17 protein-coding genes are annotated in these 20,878 nt (G+C 64.1%); 7 read left to right on the top strand and 10 right to left on the bottom strand.

The genetic code is table 11. From position 1 onward, the window contains the following. Positions 1 to 32: 32 nt before the first annotated feature. The 4 genes from fumC to J2D77_RS02450 are packed head-to-tail and all read left to right on the top strand — an operon-like array spanning position 33 to position 3,775. The gene (fumC, locus tag J2D77_RS02465) at positions 33 to 1,487 is read left to right on the top strand and encodes a class II fumarate hydratase (RefSeq protein ID WP_207844683.1); all 1,455 of its coding nucleotides are present in this window, start codon (positions 33 to 35) and stop codon (positions 1,485 to 1,487) included. 45 nt (positions 1,488 to 1,532) lie between these two features. After that, positions 1,533 to 1,781 (top strand): hypothetical protein, encoded by a 249-nt coding sequence (locus J2D77_RS02460; protein ID WP_207844682.1) that lies wholly within the window; start codon positions 1,533 to 1,535, stop codon positions 1,779 to 1,781. Then, entirely contained in the window at positions 1,768 to 1,980 is a 213-nt protein-coding gene (locus J2D77_RS02455; protein ID WP_207844681.1) for a hypothetical protein, read from the top strand. Before J2D77_RS02460 ends, J2D77_RS02455 begins: the two co-directional genes overlap by 14 nt. A gap of 37 nt (positions 1,981 to 2,017) precedes the next feature. Next, positions 2,018 to 3,775 carry an ABC transporter substrate-binding protein gene (locus J2D77_RS02450; protein WP_207844680.1) on the top strand — a complete coding sequence of 586 codons (1,758 nt, stop codon included), beginning with the start codon at positions 2,018 to 2,020 and terminating at the stop codon, positions 3,773 to 3,775. Positions 3,776 to 3,849: 74 nt separating this feature from the next. Here J2D77_RS02450 and pstS read toward each other — a convergent pair whose 3' ends face one another. The 5 genes from pstS to rpmI all read right to left on the bottom strand — a co-directional run bounded on the left by pstS (position 3,850) and on the right by rpmI (position 9,473). After that, positions 3,850 to 4,923 (bottom strand): phosphate ABC transporter substrate-binding protein PstS, encoded by a 1,074-nt coding sequence (gene pstS, locus J2D77_RS02445; protein WP_230975411.1) that lies wholly within the window; start codon positions 4,921 to 4,923, stop codon positions 3,850 to 3,852. Between the two features lie 153 nt (positions 4,924 to 5,076). Further along, on the bottom strand, positions 5,077 to 7,536 hold the full coding sequence (gene pheT, locus J2D77_RS02440; protein ID WP_207844679.1) for a phenylalanine--tRNA ligase subunit beta: 2,460 nt from the start codon (positions 7,534 to 7,536) through the stop codon (positions 5,077 to 5,079). A gap of 3 nt (positions 7,537 to 7,539) precedes the next feature. Continuing rightward, positions 7,540 to 8,610 carry a phenylalanine--tRNA ligase subunit alpha gene (pheS, locus tag J2D77_RS02435; protein WP_207844678.1) on the bottom strand — a complete coding sequence of 357 codons (1,071 nt, stop codon included), beginning with the start codon at positions 8,608 to 8,610 and terminating at the stop codon, positions 7,540 to 7,542. A 285-nt stretch (positions 8,611 to 8,895) separates the two neighbouring features. Continuing rightward, a complete protein-coding gene (gene rplT / locus J2D77_RS02430) occupies positions 8,896 to 9,255 on the bottom strand; it encodes a 50S ribosomal protein L20 (protein WP_207844677.1) in 360 nt (119 codons plus the stop codon). Between the two features lie 14 nt (positions 9,256 to 9,269). Further along, positions 9,270 to 9,473, bottom strand: a complete 204-nt coding sequence (gene rpmI, locus J2D77_RS02425) for a 50S ribosomal protein L35 (RefSeq protein WP_207844676.1) — start codon at positions 9,471 to 9,473, stop codon at positions 9,270 to 9,272. Positions 9,474 to 10,132: 659 nt separating this feature from the next. On the opposite strand from rpmI, the gene J2D77_RS02420 reads away from it, so the two are divergent. Genes J2D77_RS02420 through J2D77_RS02410 form a run of 3 tightly spaced genes read left to right on the top strand, consistent with a single transcriptional unit; the run spans position 10,133 to position 14,281 of the window. Next, positions 10,133 to 11,461 carry a c-type cytochrome gene (locus J2D77_RS02420; RefSeq protein ID WP_207844675.1) on the top strand — a complete coding sequence of 443 codons (1,329 nt, stop codon included), beginning with the start codon at positions 10,133 to 10,135 and terminating at the stop codon, positions 11,459 to 11,461. Positions 11,462 to 11,481: 20 nt separating this feature from the next. Further along, the gene (locus J2D77_RS02415) at positions 11,482 to 11,955 is read left to right on the top strand and encodes a (2Fe-2S)-binding protein (RefSeq protein WP_207844674.1); all 474 of its coding nucleotides are present in this window, start codon (positions 11,482 to 11,484) and stop codon (positions 11,953 to 11,955) included. After that, positions 11,948 to 14,281 carry a xanthine dehydrogenase family protein molybdopterin-binding subunit gene (locus tag J2D77_RS02410; RefSeq protein WP_207844673.1) on the top strand — a complete coding sequence of 778 codons (2,334 nt, stop codon included), beginning with the start codon at positions 11,948 to 11,950 and terminating at the stop codon, positions 14,279 to 14,281. The genes J2D77_RS02415 and J2D77_RS02410 overlap by 8 nt, the downstream gene beginning before the upstream one ends. 217 nt (positions 14,282 to 14,498) lie before the next feature. On the opposite strand, the gene J2D77_RS02405 is transcribed toward J2D77_RS02410, so the two are convergent. Genes J2D77_RS02405 through J2D77_RS02385 form a run of 5 tightly spaced genes read right to left on the bottom strand, consistent with a single transcriptional unit; the run spans position 14,499 to position 20,674 of the window. Further along, entirely contained in the window at positions 14,499 to 14,936 is a 438-nt protein-coding gene (locus J2D77_RS02405) for a SufE family protein (protein ID WP_207844672.1), read from the bottom strand. Further along, positions 14,936 to 16,249: an ATP-dependent protease ATPase subunit HslU gene (gene hslU / locus J2D77_RS02400; protein WP_207844671.1), complete on the bottom strand. Its 1,314-nt coding sequence runs from the start codon at positions 16,247 to 16,249 to the stop codon at positions 14,936 to 14,938. The genes J2D77_RS02405 and hslU overlap by 1 nt, the downstream gene beginning before the upstream one ends. After that, positions 16,249 to 16,842, bottom strand: coding sequence for an ATP-dependent protease subunit HslV (hslV, locus tag J2D77_RS02395; protein ID WP_207844670.1), 594 nt, complete (start codon positions 16,840 to 16,842; stop codon positions 16,249 to 16,251). Before hslV ends, hslU begins: the two co-directional genes overlap by 1 nt. 48 nt (positions 16,843 to 16,890) lie before the next feature. Further along, entirely contained in the window at positions 16,891 to 18,885 is a 1,995-nt protein-coding gene (locus tag J2D77_RS02390) for a response regulator (RefSeq protein WP_207844669.1), read from the bottom strand. Beyond that, positions 18,869 to 20,674 (bottom strand): ATP-binding protein, encoded by a 1,806-nt coding sequence (locus tag J2D77_RS02385; protein ID WP_331000162.1) that lies wholly within the window; start codon positions 20,672 to 20,674, stop codon positions 18,869 to 18,871. The genes J2D77_RS02390 and J2D77_RS02385 overlap by 17 nt, the downstream gene beginning before the upstream one ends. Between the last annotated feature and the right edge of the window lie 204 nt (positions 20,675 to 20,878).

Below are 20,878 nucleotides of genomic sequence, written 5' to 3'. Positions count from 1 at the left end.
TACCGCCCGCTGGCACTGAGGAGGATTCAAGGATGACCGAGACCACAGCCCCGCATATCCACCCCTGCCCCATCGGCATTGCAGCCACGGGCACGCGGCCCGAACGGGATTCGATGGGGGTGATCGACGTGCCCGCCGATCGCTACTGGGGAGCACAGACACAGCGCAGCCTGGTGCATTTTTCCATCGGCACCGACCGCATGCCGCTTCCACTTTACCACGCCTACGGGATCGTCAAGAAAGCGGCGGCGCTGGTCAATGCGCGCGAAGGCCGCATGCCGCAATGGAAAGCCGACCTGATCGCGCAGGTGGCGGACGATGTCACCGCGGGCAAGCTGGACGAGCACTTTCCCCTTTCGGTCTGGCAGACGGGCTCGGGCACGCAGACCAACATGAATGTCAACGAGGTGATCGCCAACCGCGCCATCCAGCTTGCCGGGGGCGTTATCGGGTCGCAAACCCCCGTTCACCCCAATGATGACGTGAACATGGGCCAGTCGAGCAATGACTCCTTCCCCACCGCCATGCATGTCGTCACCCTGCTTGAAATCGAGGACCGGCTGATCCCCCGCGTCAAGGAACTGATCGCGGCCCTGAACACCAAGGCGGAGGCATGGAAAAGCGTGGTCAAGATCGGCCGCACGCATTTGCAGGACGCCGTTCCCCTGACAGTGGGTCAGGAATGGTCGGGCTGGGTGCATATGCTCCAGGACGCGCTGCATGTGCTCGAAGTCGCGCGTGAAGGCCTGTTCGAACTGGCGGCGGGCGGCACCGCCGTGGGTACGGGGCTGAACGCGCCGCCGGGCTTCAGCAAGGCCATAGCGGACAAGATCGCCGAACTGACCGGCCGCCCCTTCGTGACGGCGCCCAACAAGTTCGCGGCCCTGGCGGGGCTTGACGCCATGGCCCGCGCATCATCAGGGTTGCGGGCGCTGGCCGTCGTGCTGCTGAAAATCGCCAATGACACGCGCTGGCTGGCATCCGGCCCCCGCTGCGGGCTGGGGGAACTGCTCCTGCCCGAGAACGAGCCCGGTTCCTCCATCATGCCCGGCAAGGTCAACCCCACCCAGTGCGAAGCCATGGTCATGATCGCGACCCAGGTCCTGGGCCATGACAACACCGTTGCCTTCGCGGCAAGCCAGGGCCAGCTGGACCTGAACGTGATGCGCCCGGTCATTCTGGCCAACTGCCTGCACAGTATCCGCATCCTGGCAGACGGGTGCCATAATTTCCGGATCTTCTCGGTCGAAGGCACGCAGTTGAACGAGGCGCGTATCCAGCGCTACGTGAACGGTTCGGTCATGCTGGTCACGGCGCTGAGCCCTGTCATAGGCTATGACAAGGCCGCCAGTATCGCCCATATCGCCATGGAACATGACCTCAGCCTGAAGGAGGCGGCCCTGAAGTCGGGCTATGTGGATGCGCAGACATTCGACAGGCTCATCAACCCGCTCGACATGGTCGGCCACGGTGTTGGGGGAGCGTAAGGAACGCTCTTCTCGGCGGGGCGTATTGCGGTTATGATGTCAGCCATGAAAAACATGTTCCGTTTTCAGCCCAGGGCACTGGTCCTTCTTGCGCTGGCCGCCGGTCTTGCGGCCTGCGCGGATGATGAGCACCAGCGTTATTACCATGCGCATAACCACCATGGTAAGATCGCGCCAACCTGGTACCATCCGCCCACCACGCCGGAACAGGGCAAGCACCCCTATGCGCGCCCGACCACCAGCACGGTGAACGGCATCAATACTGGCGGATCGGACCCCAATGCCGGATACTGACAAGCTGATCCGCATCGCTATCATGGTGGGTGCCGCCATGGTGGGCATTATCATGCTGTGCACGATGTATCAGAGTTTCAGCGCGCTCATGCTCGGCCAGGTGCCGCCGCAGCTTCAGTCGACATCTCCTGCTCCGGCTACGGACCAGAACGTCAACCAGCCCCCCGCGACGGCCCCTGACCGTCATGCCCCGAACTGAACGGCCTACACCCCACGACAAGGCCGCGGCTATCTGCATGACGCCATCCGCGCGGGCTGCCCGGCGGGCATGGTACCGCCCGCTTGCTGCCTGCGTGCTCCTGCTTGCCGGCCTGACCACGCGCCCGCTCTGTGCACAGCCAGCGCCACCCGCCCAGACCCGGACCGCCAGCCCCCAACCAGGCCCCCCCGGCCCGGTCAACCCGCATCGGGGCGGCACGCTCAGGCTGGTGGCCTCCACATCCGGGGGCACGCTTGATCCGCAGATCAACTACACCGGCGAATATATCAACCTGTTCGTCAGCGTGTATGACGGGCTCCTGACCTTTCGCAAGGCCATGGGCCAGGCAGGCACCGAAATTGTGCCAGACCTGGCGCAAAGCATTCCCACCTCGCCCGATGGGGGGCTGACATACACGTTCACCCTGCGCCCGGGGCTGCGTTTTTCCAACGGGCAGCCAGTGGGCGTGGAAGATGTCGTGGCGTCCTTCAGGCGGATTTTCCGCGTGGGCTCCCCCACGGCGGGGGCGTTCTACGGGGCGATCGCCGGGGCGGATGAATGCCTGCGCGCACCCGCCACCTGCACGCTGGACAAGGGTCTTGCCGCCGACCCCGCCAACCGCACCATCACCTTCCATCTGGTGCGGCCCGATACCGAATTCATGCACAAGCTGGCCTTTACCCACGCCGTGATCCTGCCCGCCAGCAGCCCCGACCACGATACGGGCAATACCCCCCTGCCCGGCACCGGCCCCTACAGGATCGACAGCTACGACCCCAACACCCATCTGGAACTGAGCCGCAATCCGTATTTCCGTGTCTGGAACCCCGACGCGCAGCCCGAAGCCCTGCCGGACCAAATCCATTACACCTTCGGCATTCCCGATGAAGCGGCTGTGACGGCAGTGGAAAACGGCCAGTACGACTGGATGGCCGACCCCGTGCCGCTGGACCGGCTGGGGGAGCTTGGCAGCCGCTACACCGCCCAGACGCATGTCATGCGCCACCCCGCCTTCTACTACCTGGCGATGAACATGCATGAAGCACCCTTCACGTCGCTGGCGGCACGCCAGGCGGTCAATTACGCGCTCAACCGCAAGGCGCTGGTTATCCTGTTCGGGGGGCCGGGCATTGCCCGTCCGTTATGCGACATGGTGCCATCGTCTCTGGCGCTGGCCGGGGCCCAGTGTTTCTACACAAAGGGCGCGTCCCCCACCCAGCCAGCCGATCAGTGGCGCGCCCCCGACCTGGAGACCGCACGCCGCCTTGTGCGCGAAAGTGGCACGCTGGGCCAGAAAGTCACGCTAATCACGGGCAATACCAGCACCGAAATGGCCATGGGCAACTGGGTGCGTGACATGCTGGACGCCATCGGCTACCGCGCCGTGCTGCGACCGCTGAACACCGGGCTGGCTTTTTCCTATATCCAGAATACCGACAACCATATGCAGATCGCCCTGACAAGCTGGGCGGCCGATTATCTGTCCCCTTCGAATTTTCTGGATGCGCTGCTGGGGTGCGAGAATTTCCACCCGCATTCCGACAGTTCCATCAACATGCCGGGTTTTTGCAACGCCCAGGTCCAGGCCCTGATGGACCGCGCCAAGACCGATACGTCGCTCACCCCCGCCCAACGCGATGCCCTGTGGCAGCAGGCCAACATGCAGGTCATGGCGCTTTCGCCCATCGCACCGGCTTTTGAAACCGATGCGGTGATCCTGACATCTCCGCGCGTGGGAAATTTCTTCTACACCCCGGTCAACCGGCTACTGTTCTCGCAGGTCTGGCTGCACTGAGGGTTATCCACAGAATCTGTGGATGAAATGCAGGACAACTCAAGGACGAACGCGGGACAAAGCGGGAGGAATGCCTACTCCCCGCCCAGCTTCTGGAGCACGCTATCGCGCACGGTGGCCGGCAGCGGCACGTAATCGAGTGCGCGGGACACGCCATCACCCTGCGTCATTCCCCAACGGAAGAACTGGCGTGCAGCCTGCCCCTTGTTGGCGGCACTCGCCTGGGCCGGCAGCAGCACATAGGTGGTGGTGACAATAGGCCAGCTTTCCGCCCCATCCGTGTCGCACAGGGATGCGGTCATGTCCGTGGGGTCCCAGTGCGCGGCTTCGGCCGCCCGCACGAAGCTGGTGACGGTGGGTGCGACAAACATGCCCGCCCGGTTGCGCAACTGGACCATGGCCAGATGGTTCCGAACGGCATAGGCATATTCCACATAGCCGATGCTGCCCGCGGTATTGGCGACATAAGCGGCAATGCCGTCATTACCGCGCGCACCCGCACCGCCCGGCCAGGCAACCGATGTGCCCTGCCCCACCGCATCGTGCCATTGGGGGGAAACCCGGCTGAGATAATCGGTAAAAACATAGGTGGTGCCCGACCCATCGGCCCGGTGCAGCGGGGCAATGGGCATGTCAGGCAGGGCCAAGCCGGGATTGACCTGGGCTATGCGCGGGTCGTTCCACTGGGTGATGGTGCCTGCGAAAATATCGGCCAGGATGGGCCCCGTCAGCCTGAGCGCACTGCCCGAAACGCCGGGCACGTTGGCCGTAATCACCACCCCGCCGATTGCGGTGGGAAACTGGACAAGCCTGCCCGCCACCAGCCGGTCATGCGCCATGGGGGCGTCGGATGCGCCAAAATCCACCGTGCCGGCCAGAACCTGGTTCTGCCCCGCCCCCGAGCCAATGCTCTGGTAATTGACATGCACGCCGATCTTGCCCGCCGCCTGGGCCGACCAGCCCTCGTAAAGCGGGGCGGCAAAGCTGGAGCCCGCCCCGGTCACGTCCACCCCGGATGTATCGTCATCGGCCCGGCCCAAACCCGGCAACGCCACGGCCAGAGTGCATAACACCGTCGCAAGCCAGGCTTTTGCCCGTCCTCCCCCGGTGGTGCGATGCGTGTGCTCCATCATCGTGCTCCCTTTCATGGCGTGGCCTTGCGGGGTGGCGCGCCCGGACGCGCCACCCGATTTGGGGTGCCTGAACCGGGGCACCCCGGGCGGATGCCACGCCCGGCTATCTTGCGAACGGCCGCGACCGGGCATTCCCGACCGGCCATTCCCGACCGGGAATGCCCGTTCCTAGCGCAGAACCGCACCCGTCGCCTTGCTGACAGCCGCCACGATCCGTTCGGATACGGCTTCAAGCTCCGCATCGGTCAGGCTTCGCTCCATGGGCTGGAGCGTTACTTCCACCCCGATGGAACGCTGCCCCTGCGGGACATGCGGCCCCTTGTAGACATCGAACAGGCTTACAGCACTGACCAGTTGCCTGTCCGCCCCGCGCACGGCGCGCAGCACGTTTTCACCCGGAACGTCGTCACCCACCACAAACGCGAAATCGCGCCGCACCGGCTGGAAGGCCGAAAGCTGCGGTGCTGCCTTCTTGCGGCGCTTGGGTTCGGGCACCGCATCGAGCAGCACCTCGAACGCCACCACGGGCGTATCGATACCCTGGGCCTGCAACAGGGAGGGATGTAGTTCGCCAAAGCGCGCCACCACAAGCTTGGGCCCCTGCCGCAGCACGCCCGAACGGCCCGGGTGGTACCAGCCAGGGGCATCGGCCGTGGTGGTGATGGCATCGAGGTTCACACCCAAAGCGCGCAGCAGTTCCAGCGCATCGGCCTTGGCCGCCCAGAGAGAGACCGGTTCGCTGGCAAGCCCAGGGTAACGCTGCGTATGGCCCGCGCGCACGCCTGCGGCAATGGCCTGCTGGCCGTCTTCGGCAAAGGCCGGGCCGATTTCGAACAGCCCGATATCCGCCCAGCCGCGCGCGCTGTTGGTCTTGACCGCTTCCGTCAGGTTGACCAGCGGCGTGGGCCGCATCTGGTCCAGGTCCGAGGCAATGGGGTTGAGCAGGCGCAGGCTTTCGGGCGCACCGCCAAAAACCCGCGCTGCCTCGTTCGAGACGAAGGAAAAGCCCACGGTCTCCGTCAGTCCGCGCGTGGCCAGCATGCGCCGGGCCAGTTCCGTACGGGCCAGGCGCGGGGTCAACGCCGCCCCCGGCACCGCGCTGAACGGCGGCAGGGTAGCGGCGGGCACGGCGTCCAGCCCTTTCAGCCGCAGGACTTCCTCCACCAGATCGCTTTCGGCCTCTATGGCCGCGACCCCTTCGGCCGCCACACGGGCAATGTCGGGCGGGACATCCGTCCCCTGCGACAGGATGGGGGATTGCGCAACATCGTTGCGCCAGGACGGCACGTCCACCACCACGCTCAGATCGTCGCGCGAACGCACCTCGAACCCCAGTTTTTCGAGCAGGGCGACACTTTCATCAGCCGGCACAGCCAGCCCGCCCAGGCTTTGAAGCCGCGAAAACCGCAGGGATGCCGTGCGCTGCCATGCCGGTTGCTCACCAGCCGAGACGACCTCGCTCGCCTCCCCACCGCACAGATCGACGATCATGCGGGTGGCCGCTTCCAATGCAGCAACCGGCAGGGCCGGGTCCACGCCGCGTTCGAACCGGTAGCTGGAATCGGAAAACAGGCCCAGCCTGCGCCCGCTCAGCGCAACCTTGACGGGATCAAACAGCGCGCATTCGACGAACACATCCGTCGTGGCATCATCGGCCCCCGTGGCTTCCCCACCCATGATACCCGCCACGGACTGCACGCCCGCCTGGTCGGCAATCACGCAATCCTCGGACGTAACCGTGTAGTTCTTGCCGTCCAGGGCGAGAAAGCTTTCCTTGCCGCCGTGGCAGACGGTCAGACGCGACCCCGCAATCTTGTTCGCATCGAACACATGCAGGGGGCGGCCAAGATCGAAGCAGAAATAGTTGGTGATATCCACCAGGGCCGAGATCGGACGCAGCCCGATGCTTTCCAGCTTGCGCCGCAGCCATTCCGGGCTGGGGCCGTTACGCACGCCCCGGATTGTCCGCCCCAGAATCCACGGGCACGCTTCGGGGTAGGTAATGGCCCATTCGATGGGGGAGGCGAACGTGCCTTCCACCGTTTCGGCCAGCCACGGGCGCAACGTGCCCAGACCGGCAGCGGCCAGGTCCCGCGCGATCCCGCGCACGCCCAGCGCATCGCCCCGGTTGGGGGTAATGGCGATATCGATCACCACATCGTCCAGCCCCGCGAAATCGGCATAGGATTCGCCGGGCAGCGTGTCGTCGGGCAATTCGGCAATGCCGTTGCTTTCCTCGCCAATGCCCAGTTCACGCAGGGAGCACAGCATGCCCCCGCTCTTCTCGCCCCGGATCGCACCCGCCTTGATGGTGATATCCAGCCCGGGCACATAGGTACCGGGGGGTGCGAAAATAACGGCAATTCCCGCGCGCGCATTGGGTGCGCCGCAGACCACCTGCACGTTCTCGAAACCCGGCCCGGCATCGACCGTGCACACCCGCAACCGGTCGGCATTGGGGTGCTGCACGGCCTGCGTAATACGCGCGGTCAGGAATGGCTGAAGGGCCGCACCCCGGTTTTCGACACTTTCGACCTCAAGCCCGATCTGGTTGAGGGCGGCACAGATTTCGGCCAGCGTCGCCTGGGTATCCAGGTGGTCATACAGCCAGGATAGCGTGAATTTCATTGCTTACACCCCCTCGTGCAGCAGCGCGGGCGCAAGCGGGTCGGCCCCGTAATGCCGCAGCCAGCGGATATCGCTTTCGTAAAAGGAACGCAGGTCCGGAATGCCGTTCTTGAGCATGGCCAGGCGTTCGATCCCCATGCCGAAGGCAAAGCCCTGCCACACGCGCGGGTCCAGCCCGCAATTGGCCAGCACGCGCGCATGCACCATGCCCGCCCCCAGCACTTCCAGCCAGTCTTCGCCGCCACCGATATCCCCGGTCTTGCGCGACCAGCCGATATCCACCTCCAGCGAGGGTTCGGTGAACGGGAAGTAGGACGAACGGAAACGCACAGGCAGGTCGGGCTTGCCGAAAAAGGCGCGCAGGAATTCGATCAGGCAGCCCTTGAGATGGCCCAGCGTGATGTCATGCCCCACGACCAGCCCTTCGCATTGGTGGAACATGGGGGAATGGGTGGCGTCGTGATCCGCCCGGTAGGTGCGCCCCGGTGCAATAATGCGCAAAGGCGGCTTCTGGCCCAGCATGGTGCGAATCTGCACGCCCGATGTCTGGGTGCGCAGCACGCGGGTCACGTCCAGCCCCGGCTGGGGCGGCAGGTAGAACGTGTCGTGGTCCGTGCGCGCGGGGTGGTGGGCGGGCGTGTTCAGGGCAGAGAAGTTATGCCAGTCGGTCTCGATATCCGGGCCTTGCGCCACCCCGAAGCCCATGGCCCCGAAAATGGCGGTCATTTCCTCGATCGTGCGGCTGATGGGGTGCAGGTAGCCCTGCACCGTGGCGGGCGGCGGCAGGCTGACATCGACCCGTTCGGCCACAAGGCGGGCCTGCAGGGCGGCGGCTTCAAGCTCGCGCCCACGGGTTTCCACCGCCTGGGTCAGGGTGTCGCGCAGGCGGTTCAGGGCCACGCCGCGCGCCTTGCGTTCATCGGGGGGCATCTTGCCCAGCGCCTTGAGCAGCCCCGTCAGCCGGCCGGACTTGCCCAGCGTTGCGACACGCACGGCGTCCCAGGCCCGCAGGTCCGTGGCGCCAGCCAGTTCGGACACAACGTCCTGCCTAAGAACTTCAAGATCGTCGCTCATGACACCTCACGCGGGAGAAAATGCTAAAAGGCGGATACAATTTCCCGCCAGCGGAGAAAAGCCCTTGCTGCACGAAAACGACCGGACAGGGCTTCGTGCGGCATATGACGCTCAGCACGCCATACACCCAAAGCCGCACCGCGGACAAATGCCCGTGACAACATGCGGGCGGCCAGCGGGGGCCTGGCGGGCGGGACATGCCCCGCAAAGATGGGGGCCATCATGCAAAAAGGCCGCCCGGAACCGGACGGCCTTTTTTTCAAACCGGGTCAGTCAGACCGCAGTTCAGGCAGCCAGGGCAGCCTGGGCCTGCTTGACGATTTCGGCGAAGGTTGCTGCGTCATCATAAGCGATGGCTGCCAGAACCTTGCGGTCGATCTCGATCCCGGCCTTGTCCAGACCGTTGATGAAACGGCTGTAGGTCAGGCCATGTTCGCGGACTGCGGCGTTGATACGCTGGATCCACAGGGCGCGGAAATCGCGCTTCTTGTTGCGACGGTCGCGATAGGCGTAGCGAAGTGCCTTTTCGACGCGCTCAAGGGCGATACGGTAGTTGGTGGACGACCGGCCGCGATAGCCCTTGGCCAGATCCAGAACTTTTTTGTGGCGGGCGTGGGTGGTTACGCCGCGTTTGACACGTGCCATATTTCAGATGCTCCTTACGCCAGCCCGTAGGGGGCCCACTGTTTTACCGTACGGCCGTCCTGCGGCGTCAGAGCCTGCGTACCGCGTGCGGTGCGCTTCATCTTCTGCGTACGCTTGATCAGGCCGTGACGCTTGCCGCACGGGCCGGAGAGCACCTTGCCGGTCGCGGTGATCTTGAACCGCTTCTTGACCGACGACTTGGTCTTCATCTTGGGCATTTCATAACTCCTGCATAACGCTTTACAATGAGCGCGCCTGCTGCGTTGGCAACAGACACGCTTGTGCACGGCCAGGCATGCCCCACAGGCCTGGACGCGTGCGCGAATGCGCTCCCTTAAAAGAAACCACGGGCACATGCAAGCCCTTCGCGCATGCAAGCCGCCCCCCGGACGCGCCAGGCCACCTGCCCCCCACGCGCATATGGCACCCTGTGCCAAGTAACCTTGAGAGTATAATACTGCAAATTCGTCTATATCCGGTCGTATATAGTTAGACCTCAACCCTTCAATTCTTTGATACAACATTGTCGGGCTAATAAATCTTATTCGTGTTTTCGTGGCAATAAGCTATAATCTATGCGTTTATTTATAACGCAAAGCCGGATAAAACGGGATCAATTCTGAGAGGCTGCATCAAACGTCGGTAGCGGGGGCCTGGCAGGGTATTTCGGGATCTGAACAGGCGGTAGCGACACCGCCATGCGGCACGGGGCCAGACCCGTGCCATTTGCCCTGAAACACCAGCCGACCGCGTGGATCCATCTGCGATGCAGGCTTCGAAAAGTCTGATCAAACACTGTTTTTCGTGACGCAGGCCTTTAATTGCATGGCTGCCCGCCATGAAAGACAGGCTGCACGGGAACGGGATTGGGGGTCGAGTGATCAAACGTATTCTAGCAGGAGTAGCGGCAGTCGGGGCCCTGGGCGGTCTGGGCTTCCTGTACTATGCCTGGTATCCATCCATAGCCCCCGTGCCCCGCCCGGCGGCCAGCAGTTTTTCCGCCGCGCAGATCGAGCGCGGCCGCATTGTCGCGGCCGAAGGGTACTGCGCGGAATGCCATACCCGCACGGATATGGGCGGGGGCCCGGAACTGGCGGGTGACTATAAAATGGATACCCCGTTCGGGGCCATTTATTCCTCCAACATCACGCCGGACGAAAAAACGGGTATCGGCAACTGGTCGGAAGCCGCATTCCACCGCGCCATGCATCTGGGCGTCTCGCGCGAGGGCGAACACCTTATTCCCGCCTTCCCGTTCGATCATTTCACCAAGATGACGGATCAGGATATTTCCGATCTGTACGCCTACATCATGACCCGGCCCGCCGTGTCCATGGCCCAGCGCCCCAACGAACTGCCCTTCCCGCTCAGCCTGCGCATTCTTCAGGCGGGGTGGAAGCTGCTGTATTTCTGGCCCGGCGTGTACAAGCCCGACCCCAGGCATGACGCGCTGTGGAACCGTGGCGCCTATCTGGCCGAAGGCAACGCCCATTGCGGCGCGTGCCATACGCCGCGCGACTTCATGGGCGCGGAAAAGAGAAGCTCCGACTATGAAGGTGCGGTGGTGGACAACTGGATCGCCCCGCCCCTGAACGAGCACAACCCCACCCCCACCACCTGGACGGAAGACGAACTGTTCCAGTACCTGCGCTTTGGCGTAGCCCCGCTGCACGGCCCGGCCGGTGGCCCCATGTCGCCCGTGCCGCACCGCTTCTTAAGCACGGTGCCCGAGGAAGACGTGCATGCCATTGCCCATTACTTCGCGGACCTGGACCATGCCAGCGAACGCCAGGGCCATGACAAGGCCGCGCTGGCCCTGGCCATGGAACAGTCAAAAGCCGGGCTGATCGGCCCCAACACCGATCCGGACGCCAAGCTGTACCAAGGGGCCTGTGCGGCCTGCCACTACAACGCCGCCCCCACGCCCGTTCTGGGCCGCCCCGACCTCGCGCTGAACAACGCGCTGTGGCTGGACGAGCCCACGAACCTTTACCAGGTGATCCTGCACGGGCTCACCGCCGAGGAAGGCCAGTCCGGTATAGCCATGCCAAGTTTCTACAATGCCCTTTCCGATCAGGATATGGCCCGTATCGCCGCTTACCTGCGCCGCACGCGCACGACGCTGCCGCCATGGACCGACCTGGAGAAAAAGGCGGCGGCCGTGCGCAAGACCGTCCAGCACGTTCCTGTCAATTCCTCCCACTAAGACGGACCGCGGAGCAAGAGATGACCAAGTTCAAACTCAACGGCCGTGACGTTGTCGTCGATGTGCCAGAAGATACCCCCCTGCTGTGGGCCCTGCGGGATGACCTGGACCAGACGGGCACCAAGTTCGGCTGCGGTGTCGGCCAGTGCGGTGCGTGCACGGTGCTGGTGGGCGGGCGGGCCACGCGGTCGTGCATCACGCCGCTCAGCTCCATCGAAGGGGCGGAAGTCACCACGATCGAAGGGCTGGACCCGCAGGGCAGGCACCCCGTGCAGGAAGCCTGGAAGGAAATCCAGGTTCCGCAATGCGGGTACTGCCAGTCTGGCCAGATCATGCAGGCCGTCAGCCTGCTCAAGGATTATCCGGACCCCACGGATGAACAGATCGACGGTGTCATGGGCGGCAGCCTGTGCCGTTGCATGACCTATGTGCGCATTCGCAAGGCCATCAAGAAAGCAGCAGCCGCCCTGCGGGAGGAGACATCTCATGGGTAAGCTCGAACGCATGGCCGCACGCATGGATCGCGCGGCGGGGCTTGGCCCCACACGCCGTGGTTTTCTGCTGACTGCCGCAGGCACGTCCTTCCTGTTCGGCTTCGCCCGCCCGGGCCAGGCGGCTCAGGTTTTCCCCAGGATGGCGGACGACCAGCCCGCCGGGGGCGTGTTCGAGCCCACGATCTGGTGCTCCATCGCCCCGGACGGGTGGGTGAACGTCAATGTCATCCGCGCGGAAATGGGCCAGCATGTCGGCACGGCGCTGGCCCGGATCATCGCCGATGAAATGGAAGCCGACTGGGACAAGGTCCGCATCACCTATGTGGACACGGACCCCAAATGGGGCCTGATGGTTACCGGCGGGTCGTGGTCCGTCTGGATGACATGGGACCAGTTCCGCCAGGCGGGTGCTGCCGCGCGCACCGTCATGGTGGAAGAAGGGGCGAAACTGCTGGGTGTGGCCCCCACTGCCTGTATCGCGCGCAATGGCAGCGTGATCGCGGGCAGCCGGTCCATCACGTACGGCGATATCGTCAGCCGCGCGCATCCCGACCGGCGCTTCACGCCCGAGGAAATGGCCAAGCTGCCGCTTAAGCCCGCTGCCGAACATCGGCTGATCGGGCGGGAGGTCAAGGCGCTGGATATTCCGGCCAAGACCGATGGCACCGCCATTTACGGGATCGACGCCAAGCTTGAAGGCATGGTCTATGCCCGCCCCAAGCTGCCGCCCACGCGCTATGGCTCCAAGGTCGTCTCGGTCGATGAGACCGAGGCCAAAAAGATCAAGGGCTATATCCGCTATGTCGTGCTGCACGACCCTTCGGGCACGGTGCCGGGCTGGGTGGCGGTGCTGGCGTCGTCCTACCCTGCCGCCATCCGCGCGACCGATGCGCTGAAGGTCACCTGGACCGCGGGCAAGACCGCCAACGTGACCGAGCAGGATATCATCGAACACGGTCGCAAGCAGATTGCCGACAAGAATGGCGGTTCACGCGTGTTCAACGACGCGGGCGTGGACAAGGCGCTTGCGGGGGCGGCCAAGGTGTTCGAGCAGACCTATACCTGCTCGTCCGTGCTGCATTACCAGCTTGAACCCATGAACGCGCTGGCCCGCCTGCATGACGGCCTGTGGGAAGTGCATTGTGGCAACCAGTGGCAGTCTTTGTTCCTGCCGGTTATCGCCAAGGCGCTCGAAGTGCCCGAATCAAAGGTGGTCATGCGCAGCTACCTGCTGGGCGGGGGCTTCGGCCGGCGGCTGAACGGCGATTACGCCGTGCCCGCAGCCCTGATTTCCAAGGCCATTGGCGGCAAGCCGGTCAAGCTGGTCTTTACCCGTTCGGATGACGCGCAGTTCGATTCCATCCGCTCGCCCTCCATCCAGACCGTACGCGCGGGCCTGACCAAGGACGGGAGCATCGATGGCTGGGAACACCATGCCTCCGCCGGGTGGCCCACACGGGTCATGGCCGAGCCGTTCATGTCCAAGGGTGATGACGGCAAGGCGTACGACCAGTTCGCCATTGCCGGGGCGGATCACTGGTATTCGGTCGGCCCCATGCTGGTGCGCGCACTGGACAACGACCTGGCGGACGATACCTTCCGCCCCGGCTGGCTGCGTTCGGTCAGTTCCGGCTGGACGCCCTGGGCGCATGAAAGCTTCATGGATGAAGTCGCCCACGCCACCGGCAAGGACCCGGTCGCCCTGCGACTGTCCCTGCTGGACAGCAAGGGCCGCAATGCCGGCAGCGCACCGGATTCCGTTGGCGGCGCAAGCCGCCAGGCCACCGTGCTCAAGCGCCTGGTGGAAAAATGCGGCTACGGCAAGACGGACCTGCCCAAGGATACGGCCATTGGCATTGCCACCACCTTCGGCCAGGAACGCGGCATGCCGACCTGGACAGCAGGTGCCGCCCGCGTGCGGGTGGACCGCAGGACCGGTGTGGTCACCTGCGAAAAAATCTGGCTGGTGCTGGATGCGGGCACGATCATCGACCCCGATGGCGCCACCGCCCAGACCGAAGGGGGCGCGCTGTGGGGGTTGAGCATGGCGCTGTTCGAAGGGACCGAAATCGAGAACGGCAATGTGCGTGACCGGAACCTGAACACCTACACCCCACTGCGCATTGCCGACGTGCCGGAAATGGAGATCGAATTCCTGCCCAGCACGGAAAAACCCATGGGGCTGGGTGAACCGGGTGTGACAACCATTGCCCCGGCCATTGGCAACGCCATTTTCAATGCCGTGGGCGTGCGCCTGCGCCACCTGCCCATTCGCCCGGCGGATGTGCTCAAGGCGTTGCAGGCCAAGGGTGGCGCGACCAGCTAAACCCGGCCCGACATGGACCATGAACAGCAAAGGGCGGCCCGGTTTGATCGGGCCGCCCTTTCTTTGTGCTGCATTATGAGGGCCTGGGCCCTATGCGTTGCATAAAATTCCTAAAAGTTTTCGGGTGTCGCCTTTTTTCAAAAAGGCCACGTTCCCTGAAGCTCTTTGAAAAAAGCTTCACCAAAAACTTTTATCTTTTTATGGGGTTTTTCTGGTTTCAGGCCGCCATGGCGGCGGATCGAATGGCCCGCGCCATGGCCTCCACCCCGTTGCCGCGATTGGTGGACAGCGCCTGCACCAACCCCAGTTCACGCAGGAAGCTGGGGTCCGTCGCCTCGATTTCCGCCCGGGTCCGGCCGGAATAGACCCGCAGCAGCAACGCCACCAACCCGCTGACAATGGCCGCATCGGACAGACCCGCGAAATAAAGCCGGTCGCCTTCCTCCTTTTCCTCCAGCCACACCTGGCTCTGGCAGCCGGGCACGCGGTGGGCGTCGTTACACCATTGCGGCGGAAAAGGCGGCAGCTTGCGGCCCATTTCTATGATGTACTGATACCGCTCCATCCAGTCGTCAAAAACGTCCAGTTCGTCGCGAATGGCCTCGATCGCCTCCTCGGCAGTGGCTTCGGAGGGGGTAACAAACGGTGCTTCCATCAGAGAATAAACCTGCTCAAATCTCCCTTGTGGGCCAAGGGGGCGACCTTATCATGGACCATGGCGGCGGTAATCTCCACCCGCTCGCCCTTGCGATCGCTTGCCGTGAAGGACACATCCTCCAGCAGTTTTTCAAGAACCGTGGCCAGCCTGCGCGCGCCGATATTTTCCACGCGTTCGTTCACGTCAGCCGCCAGTTCCGCCAGCGCGTCCACGGCACCATCGGTGAATTCCAGCGTCACATCCTCGGTCCCCAGCAGGGCCACATACTGCTTGAGCAGCGAATGTTCGGGATCGGTCAGGATCCGGCGCAGATCCTCCCTTGTCAGCGGCTGAAGCTCCACGCGAATGGGCAGGCGCCCCTGCAATTCGGGCAAAAGGTCTGACGGTTTGGCCAGATGGAACGCGCCCGAGGCGATGAAGAGGATATGATCGGTCTTGACCGGCCCGTATTTGGTGGAAACCGTCGTGCCCTCGATCAGGGGCAACAGGTCACGCTGCACGCCTTCGCGCGAGACATCGCCCCCCTTCACCCCGCCTTCGGACGAACGCGCGCAGACCTTGTCGATCTCATCAAGGAAGACAATGCCGTTATCCTGCGCGATCGCCACCGCGTCACGCGTCAGGGCCTCGTTATCGAGCAGTCTTTCCGTTTCCTCGCGCTGGAGCAGTTCGCGGGCCGCGGCCACTGTCAGCTTGCGCTGCCGGGGGCTGCGGCTCATGAACGACTTCATCATCTCCCCGAAATTGATGACCTGCCCGGGCACCACACCGGGCATTTCACCGCCACCCGGCGCAGGGGCCTCGGCCACCGCAATGTCTATTTCCTTGTCCTCAAGCTGCCCGCTGCGCAGCATGGTGCGGAAACGGCTTTTCGTATCCGCGGAGGATGCTTCCCCCACCAGGGCGGTAATGATCCGCTCTTCCGCGGCGGTGGCGGCCTGTTCTTCCACCCCCTTGCGGCGGGCGTTCTTGAGCATGACAATCGCGGCATCCACCAGGTCGCGCACGATGCTGTCCACGTCGCGGCCGACATAGCCCACTTCCGTGAACTTGGTGGCCTCCACCTTCAGGAACGGGGCCTGGGCCAGTTTGGCCAGCCTGCGCGCGATCTCGGTCTTGCCGCAGCCCGTCGGCCCGATCATGAGAATGTTCTTGGGCACGACCTCCTCACGCAGGCCTTCGGGCAGTTGCGCACGGCGCCACCGGTTGCGCAGGGCAATGGCCACCGCACGCTTGGCATCCGCCTGACCGACGATAAAGCGGTCCAGTTCCGCCGTGATCTCACGCGGGGAAAAATTGGCGGCGTCCATCAGGCATCTCCCGCACTGCTTGAGGTTTCCAGCTTTTCCACCCTGACGGAATGGTTGGTGTAGACGCAGATATCACCCGCGATCTTCATGGAACGGCGGACAATGTCTTCCGCATCCAGCCCTTCGACCGTCAGCAGCGCGCGGGCGGCGGACAGGGCGTAGTTCCCGCCCGAACCGATGGCGATCACGCCGTCCTCGGGTTCGAGCACGTCGCCATTGCCTGTCAGCGTATAGGAATGCTCGGCATCGGCCACCGCCATCATGGCTTCCAGACGCCGCAGGTAGCGATCTGTCCGCCAGTCTTTGGCCAGTTCCACGCAGGCCCGTTCAAGCTGGTTGGGGTAGCGTTCCAGCTTGGCTTCAAGCCGTTCAAGCAGGGTGAACGCATCGGCCGTGGCCCCTGCGAACCCGGCCAGAATGCTGCCCGACGGGCCAATGCGCCTGACCTTGCGGGCATTGCCCTTGATAACGGTCGCACCCAGCGTGACCTGGCCATCACCAGCCATGGCGACCTGAGCCCCCCGCCGAACGCACAGAATGGTGGTTCCGTGCCAGCCAACAGGGTCATGAGGAGAAGTATGTGTGTTTTGCATGATGACAAAAAGATAGGCGTTCCTGCCGCCAGCACAAGAGGGGAACACCTATGCGGCCAGCATCGCCCTCACATCGCCCAGCAGGGCGTCACGCGTGTAGGGTTTGTGCAGGATGGAAACGCCGTCGGGCAGCAGGCCGTAATCCGCGTAGCCGGTCACGAACAGCACCGGCAGTTCGGGGCGCAGGCCGTGGATATGCCGCGCGGCTTCGCCCCCGTTCATGCCGGGCATCATCACATCCATCACCACAAGGGCGATATCGGCCCGGGCCCTGACCACATCCAGCGCCTCTGCCCCGCTGGCGGATTCCACCACCTCATACCCCGCGCGCTTGAGGAATCCTGCCGTGACAGCGCGCACGCCCGGCTCGTCATCCACCACCAGAATGGCCTCACCTGCGCCGTTTTCAGGCAGGACACGGGCCACCTGGCGCACCTTGTGGACCGGTTTGGGCGGAATGGCATCGGCCAGCGCCTGGTCCATGGCGGGCAGCCACATCTCCACCGAGGTGCCGCCCCCGGGCACGCTTTCCACGCGCACCTCGCCCCCGCAATGGCTGATGAAACCATAGATCATGGACAGGCCCAGCCCGGATCCCTGCCCGACATCCTTGGTGGTAAAGAACGGGTCGAAAATACGGGCCTGCATTTCCTCGGTCATGCCCACGCCCCGATCCAGCACCTGCACCACCACCCAGGCTTCCGCATGGGCCTTGCCCACATGGCGGCCCAGCAGGCGCGGGGCCAGGCGCACGATAACGCTTGTGCTGCCCCCTTCGGGCTGGGCGTCCAGCGCGTTGATGCACTGGCTGAACACCGCCAGTTGCAGTTGCACGGCATCGGTCCAGACCGGGGGCAAAGGCTCCTTGGGCAGGACGAAATGCACGCTGCTCAAGCGGCTGTTGCCTTCGGGTATGGCCGTGTCCAGTGCCCCGCGCACTTCGGTGGGCACCTTGCCCTGGCGCATGAAGCTTTGCAGGTTGTCCATTGCTTCGACCACGTCCACACGCTGGCAGGCCAGATGCCGCGGGCGGCTGAAATCCAGCAGCTTGCCTGTCAGTACAGCGCCCCGGCGGGCCGCTTCCATGGCGTTGTGGTACAGGCGCGCCACCGTGGGTTCACGCGGGGGTTCGAGATCCTGCACCAGTTCGAGCGAACCCTGGATAGCGGTGAGCAGGTTATTGAAATCATGCGCGATCCCGCCCGCCAGCGTGCCGATGGCCTGCATTTTCTGCGCCTGGCGCAAGCGCTGTTCCAGGCTGAGCAGTTCCGTCACGTCACGGTCGATCAGGATCGAATAATCGGACAAGGCAGGCAGGTGCACGGGTTCGTTGCGCAGGCTGTAAAGCCGTACGCGGGTCAGGTCATGCCAGCGTGTCTGCCCGTCTTCACCCGGAAGCTGGAGCACCTGCTGGTCCCGCCCGGAAGCAGCCAGATCGGCCTGCGCCTGGGTGAGGCTTTCCAGCCTTGCGCCATCGACCAGGTCTTCCTCCCGTCGGCCCAGGCAGTCGGCCACAGACAGGCCGAACTGCCGGGCCATCTGCTGGTTCAGCCGGATAAAGCAGCCGTCCTGGTCCTTGAAAGCCAGACCGAAGGGCAGGTTTTCAAGCAGGCCGCGCAGCAGCAGCCGTTCCCGGGCCAGTTCGTTTTCAAGCCGGTAGCGCTCGGCCGCCTGCCCGACCATGGACAGCAGGGTTTCGTCATCCCACGGCTTGTAGGCGAAAAAGGAAATCTGCCCGCGATTGAGGGCGGCCTCGATCGCGGAAATATCGGCATACCCCGTCAGCAGGATAGCCCCTGCCCCGCTCAGCTCACGCGCATGGGCGAAAAAGACGTCCCCCGTCATGCCCGGCATGCGCTGGTCCGAAATCATGACCGCCACATCGGGGTTGGCGCGCAGCAGGGCCAGCCCTTCCTCCCCCGAGGATGCGGTCAGAACGTTGTAGCTGTCCTCCAGCAGGTCAGCCAGGGCGACCAGAATTTCCGGCTCGTCATCCACGACAAGCACGACGGGACGCTCCACGGCTTCAGGCAACGTGCTCACCGCGCCTCTCCTCTGCTGCTCGATACGGCACTCGAATAGTAAAGCAGGCCCCACCGAGGGCCTCCGACCGTGTTATAACAATACTCCCCCCGTGCGCCTGCACAACTCCATAAGCGGTCGCAAGCCCCAGACCAGTGCCTGAACCCACGGGTTTGGTGGTAAAAAATGGTTCAAAAACACGTTCCTGCAAGTCCGGCGGCACGCCCGGACCGGAATCGCTGACCCGTACCACGTAATCCATCCCGTCCTCGCCCTCGCGCCGGGCGAGCATGGACTGGATAAGAATCCGGTTCCGCCCCGGCGCGCCCTTTTTGCCCGCGGCGGCGGCACGTTCGCGTTTTTCCTCGATCGCATCCGCCGCGTTGCTGACAATGTTCATGACGACCTGATTGACAAGAGCCGCCTGGCATACCAGTTCGGGCGGGGCGGCCAGATCGCATGTCACGTCTATTTCCTGACCGAGCTTGGGGGCCAGCAGGGTCAGCACCATGGCCATGGTTTCGGGCACGTCCAGCCTGCGGAACTCTCCTTCCTCCAGTCGGGAAAAACGCCGCAGGCTGGCTACAAGTTCACGCAGGCGCGAAAGTCCCACCAGCGAGGAGGCGAGCCGTTCCGAACCTTTGGAAAGCGCCATTTCAGCGGCTGCCGTATCGGCCTCGCGCACGGCCTGAAGGGCCTGTTCCATGCTACGCTTGACCGTATTTTCATGCGCAAGCACGAAAGCCAGCGGGTTGTTGAATTCATGCGCGATGCCCGCCGCCAGTTCCCCCAGCGATGCCATCTTGGCGGACTGGACAAGCTTGGCCTGCGCATCGATCAGCTTGCGGTTGGCGGCGGCCAGATCCTCGTTCACGCGGCGCAGTGCATCCGCCAGCGCCATGCGGGCACGCGCACTTTCTATATGCGCTTCCTCGCGCCGGACCTCGTCCTGCAGGCTTTTGCGCCGGACAAGGGTTGCAATACGCGCCACCAGAAGATCGGGGCTGATATCGGTATCGACCAGATCGTCTATCCCCGCCTCGAACACCAGCCGCACTTTCGCGGTGGACAACTGCCCGCGCTCCACCATGCCCAATATGCGTGTGCACTGGCGGGTGCGCCGCCGGAAGGCCGCAATGGTGCGCACCAAAGCCAGGCCATCGAACGCCGGGCAGGCCAGGTCGACCACAATGCAGTCCGCCGGCGCGCAGCCGGTATTGCCGCCGGTCAGTTCCAGCCGTTCGGGGTCGTCCACCAGGGTGGATTCCTGGCCGTTGCGGCGCAGCATTTCCACCAGGGCAGGCGCTGCGGTAGCCAATGCTCCCCCCGTTGCGCCCGCAGGTGTTCCGGGGCCACCAAGCTCCGGGGTTTCACCGGGCCAGGTCCATAATGCCCCCCCCACCGCCGTCACGACGGAGACCATGGGCTGGCGGAAAACCACCCCTTCGCGTTCTGCTGAATCGGCCCCGTATTCGCGCAGCAGGGTGCGGATACGAAACAGCAGGAAGGCGGGGTCGTCATTGACGCAGAAACAGACATCCGCCCCGCGTTCGAGCAGTTCGCGTTCTAGACCCTTCTGACCGCTCTGCACCAGCACCACCACGGGAATGCCCCGTGTCGCGGCATTCAGCCGCAGGTGCTGGCAAAGCTGCACGGCGGTCATGTCCGGCAGCCGTTCGGGGACCAGCAGCAGATCGGGCAGTTCTTCGTCGAAGCCAGCGAACACCGAGCGACCGTCGGCACTGGAACGCAGCTTGAGCCCCGTCTGGGCCAGCACCTCGCCCAGCCGCTTTTCCAGCGCTGCGTCCACGCCGGCGAACATTACATTACAGGAGTGAAAATCCATGACATCCCGAATACCGCCACAACGGGCTGGCTGCCTTTCGCAAAAAAGAGTCTCACCTTCCACCATAGCCACGCGCACCATCAGCCGTCTGCTCTCGACTGCGTGATCGCACCCCGATACCCCCTATGCGCGGAACACACACGAAGTGCCGGGTGTGGCACGGGCGCG

The sequence above is a fragment of the Acetobacter garciniae genome (assembly GCF_017377735.1).
Taxonomy (GTDB): Bacteria; Pseudomonadota; Alphaproteobacteria; order Acetobacterales; family Acetobacteraceae; genus Acetobacter; species Acetobacter garciniae.
The sequence above is the reverse complement of the archived record's forward strand: the minus strand, read 5'-3'. Positions and strand labels throughout refer to the sequence as shown.

Bases quoted from the DNA above. Each gene is read 5' to 3' on its own strand.
- J2D77_RS02415 (WP_207844674.1), top strand. From the start codon at position 11,482: ATGACCAAGTTCAAACTCAACGGCCGTGACGTTGTCGTCGATGTGCCA.
- pstS (WP_230975411.1), bottom strand. From the start codon at position 4,923: ATGAAAGGGAGCACGATGATGGAGCACACGCATCGCACCACCGGGGGA.
- J2D77_RS02410 (WP_207844673.1), top strand. From the start codon at position 11,948: ATGGGTAAGCTCGAACGCATGGCCGCACGCATGGATCGCGCGGCGGGG.
- J2D77_RS02405 (WP_207844672.1), bottom strand. From the start codon at position 14,936: ATGGAAGCACCGTTTGTTACCCCCTCCGAAGCCACTGCCGAGGAGGCG.
- fumC (WP_207844683.1), top strand. From the start codon at position 33: ATGACCGAGACCACAGCCCCGCATATCCACCCCTGCCCCATCGGCATT.
- pheS (WP_207844678.1), bottom strand. From the start codon at position 8,610: ATGAGCGACGATCTTGAAGTTCTTAGGCAGGACGTTGTGTCCGAACTG.
- J2D77_RS02455 (WP_207844681.1), top strand. From the start codon at position 1,768: ATGCCGGATACTGACAAGCTGATCCGCATCGCTATCATGGTGGGTGCC.
- rplT (WP_207844677.1), bottom strand. From the start codon at position 9,255: ATGGCACGTGTCAAACGCGGCGTAACCACCCACGCCCGCCACAAAAAA.
- hslV (WP_207844670.1), bottom strand. From the start codon at position 16,842: ATGCAAAACACACATACTTCTCCTCATGACCCTGTTGGCTGGCACGGA.
- pheT (WP_207844679.1), bottom strand. From the start codon at position 7,536: ATGAAATTCACGCTATCCTGGCTGTATGACCACCTGGATACCCAGGCG.
- J2D77_RS02460 (WP_207844682.1), top strand. From the start codon at position 1,533: ATGAAAAACATGTTCCGTTTTCAGCCCAGGGCACTGGTCCTTCTTGCG.
- hslU (WP_207844671.1), bottom strand. From the start codon at position 16,249: ATGGACGCCGCCAATTTTTCCCCGCGTGAGATCACGGCGGAACTGGAC.
- rpmI (WP_207844676.1), bottom strand. From the start codon at position 9,473: ATGCCCAAGATGAAGACCAAGTCGTCGGTCAAGAAGCGGTTCAAGATC.
- J2D77_RS02450 (WP_207844680.1), top strand. From the start codon at position 2,018: ATGACGCCATCCGCGCGGGCTGCCCGGCGGGCATGGTACCGCCCGCTT.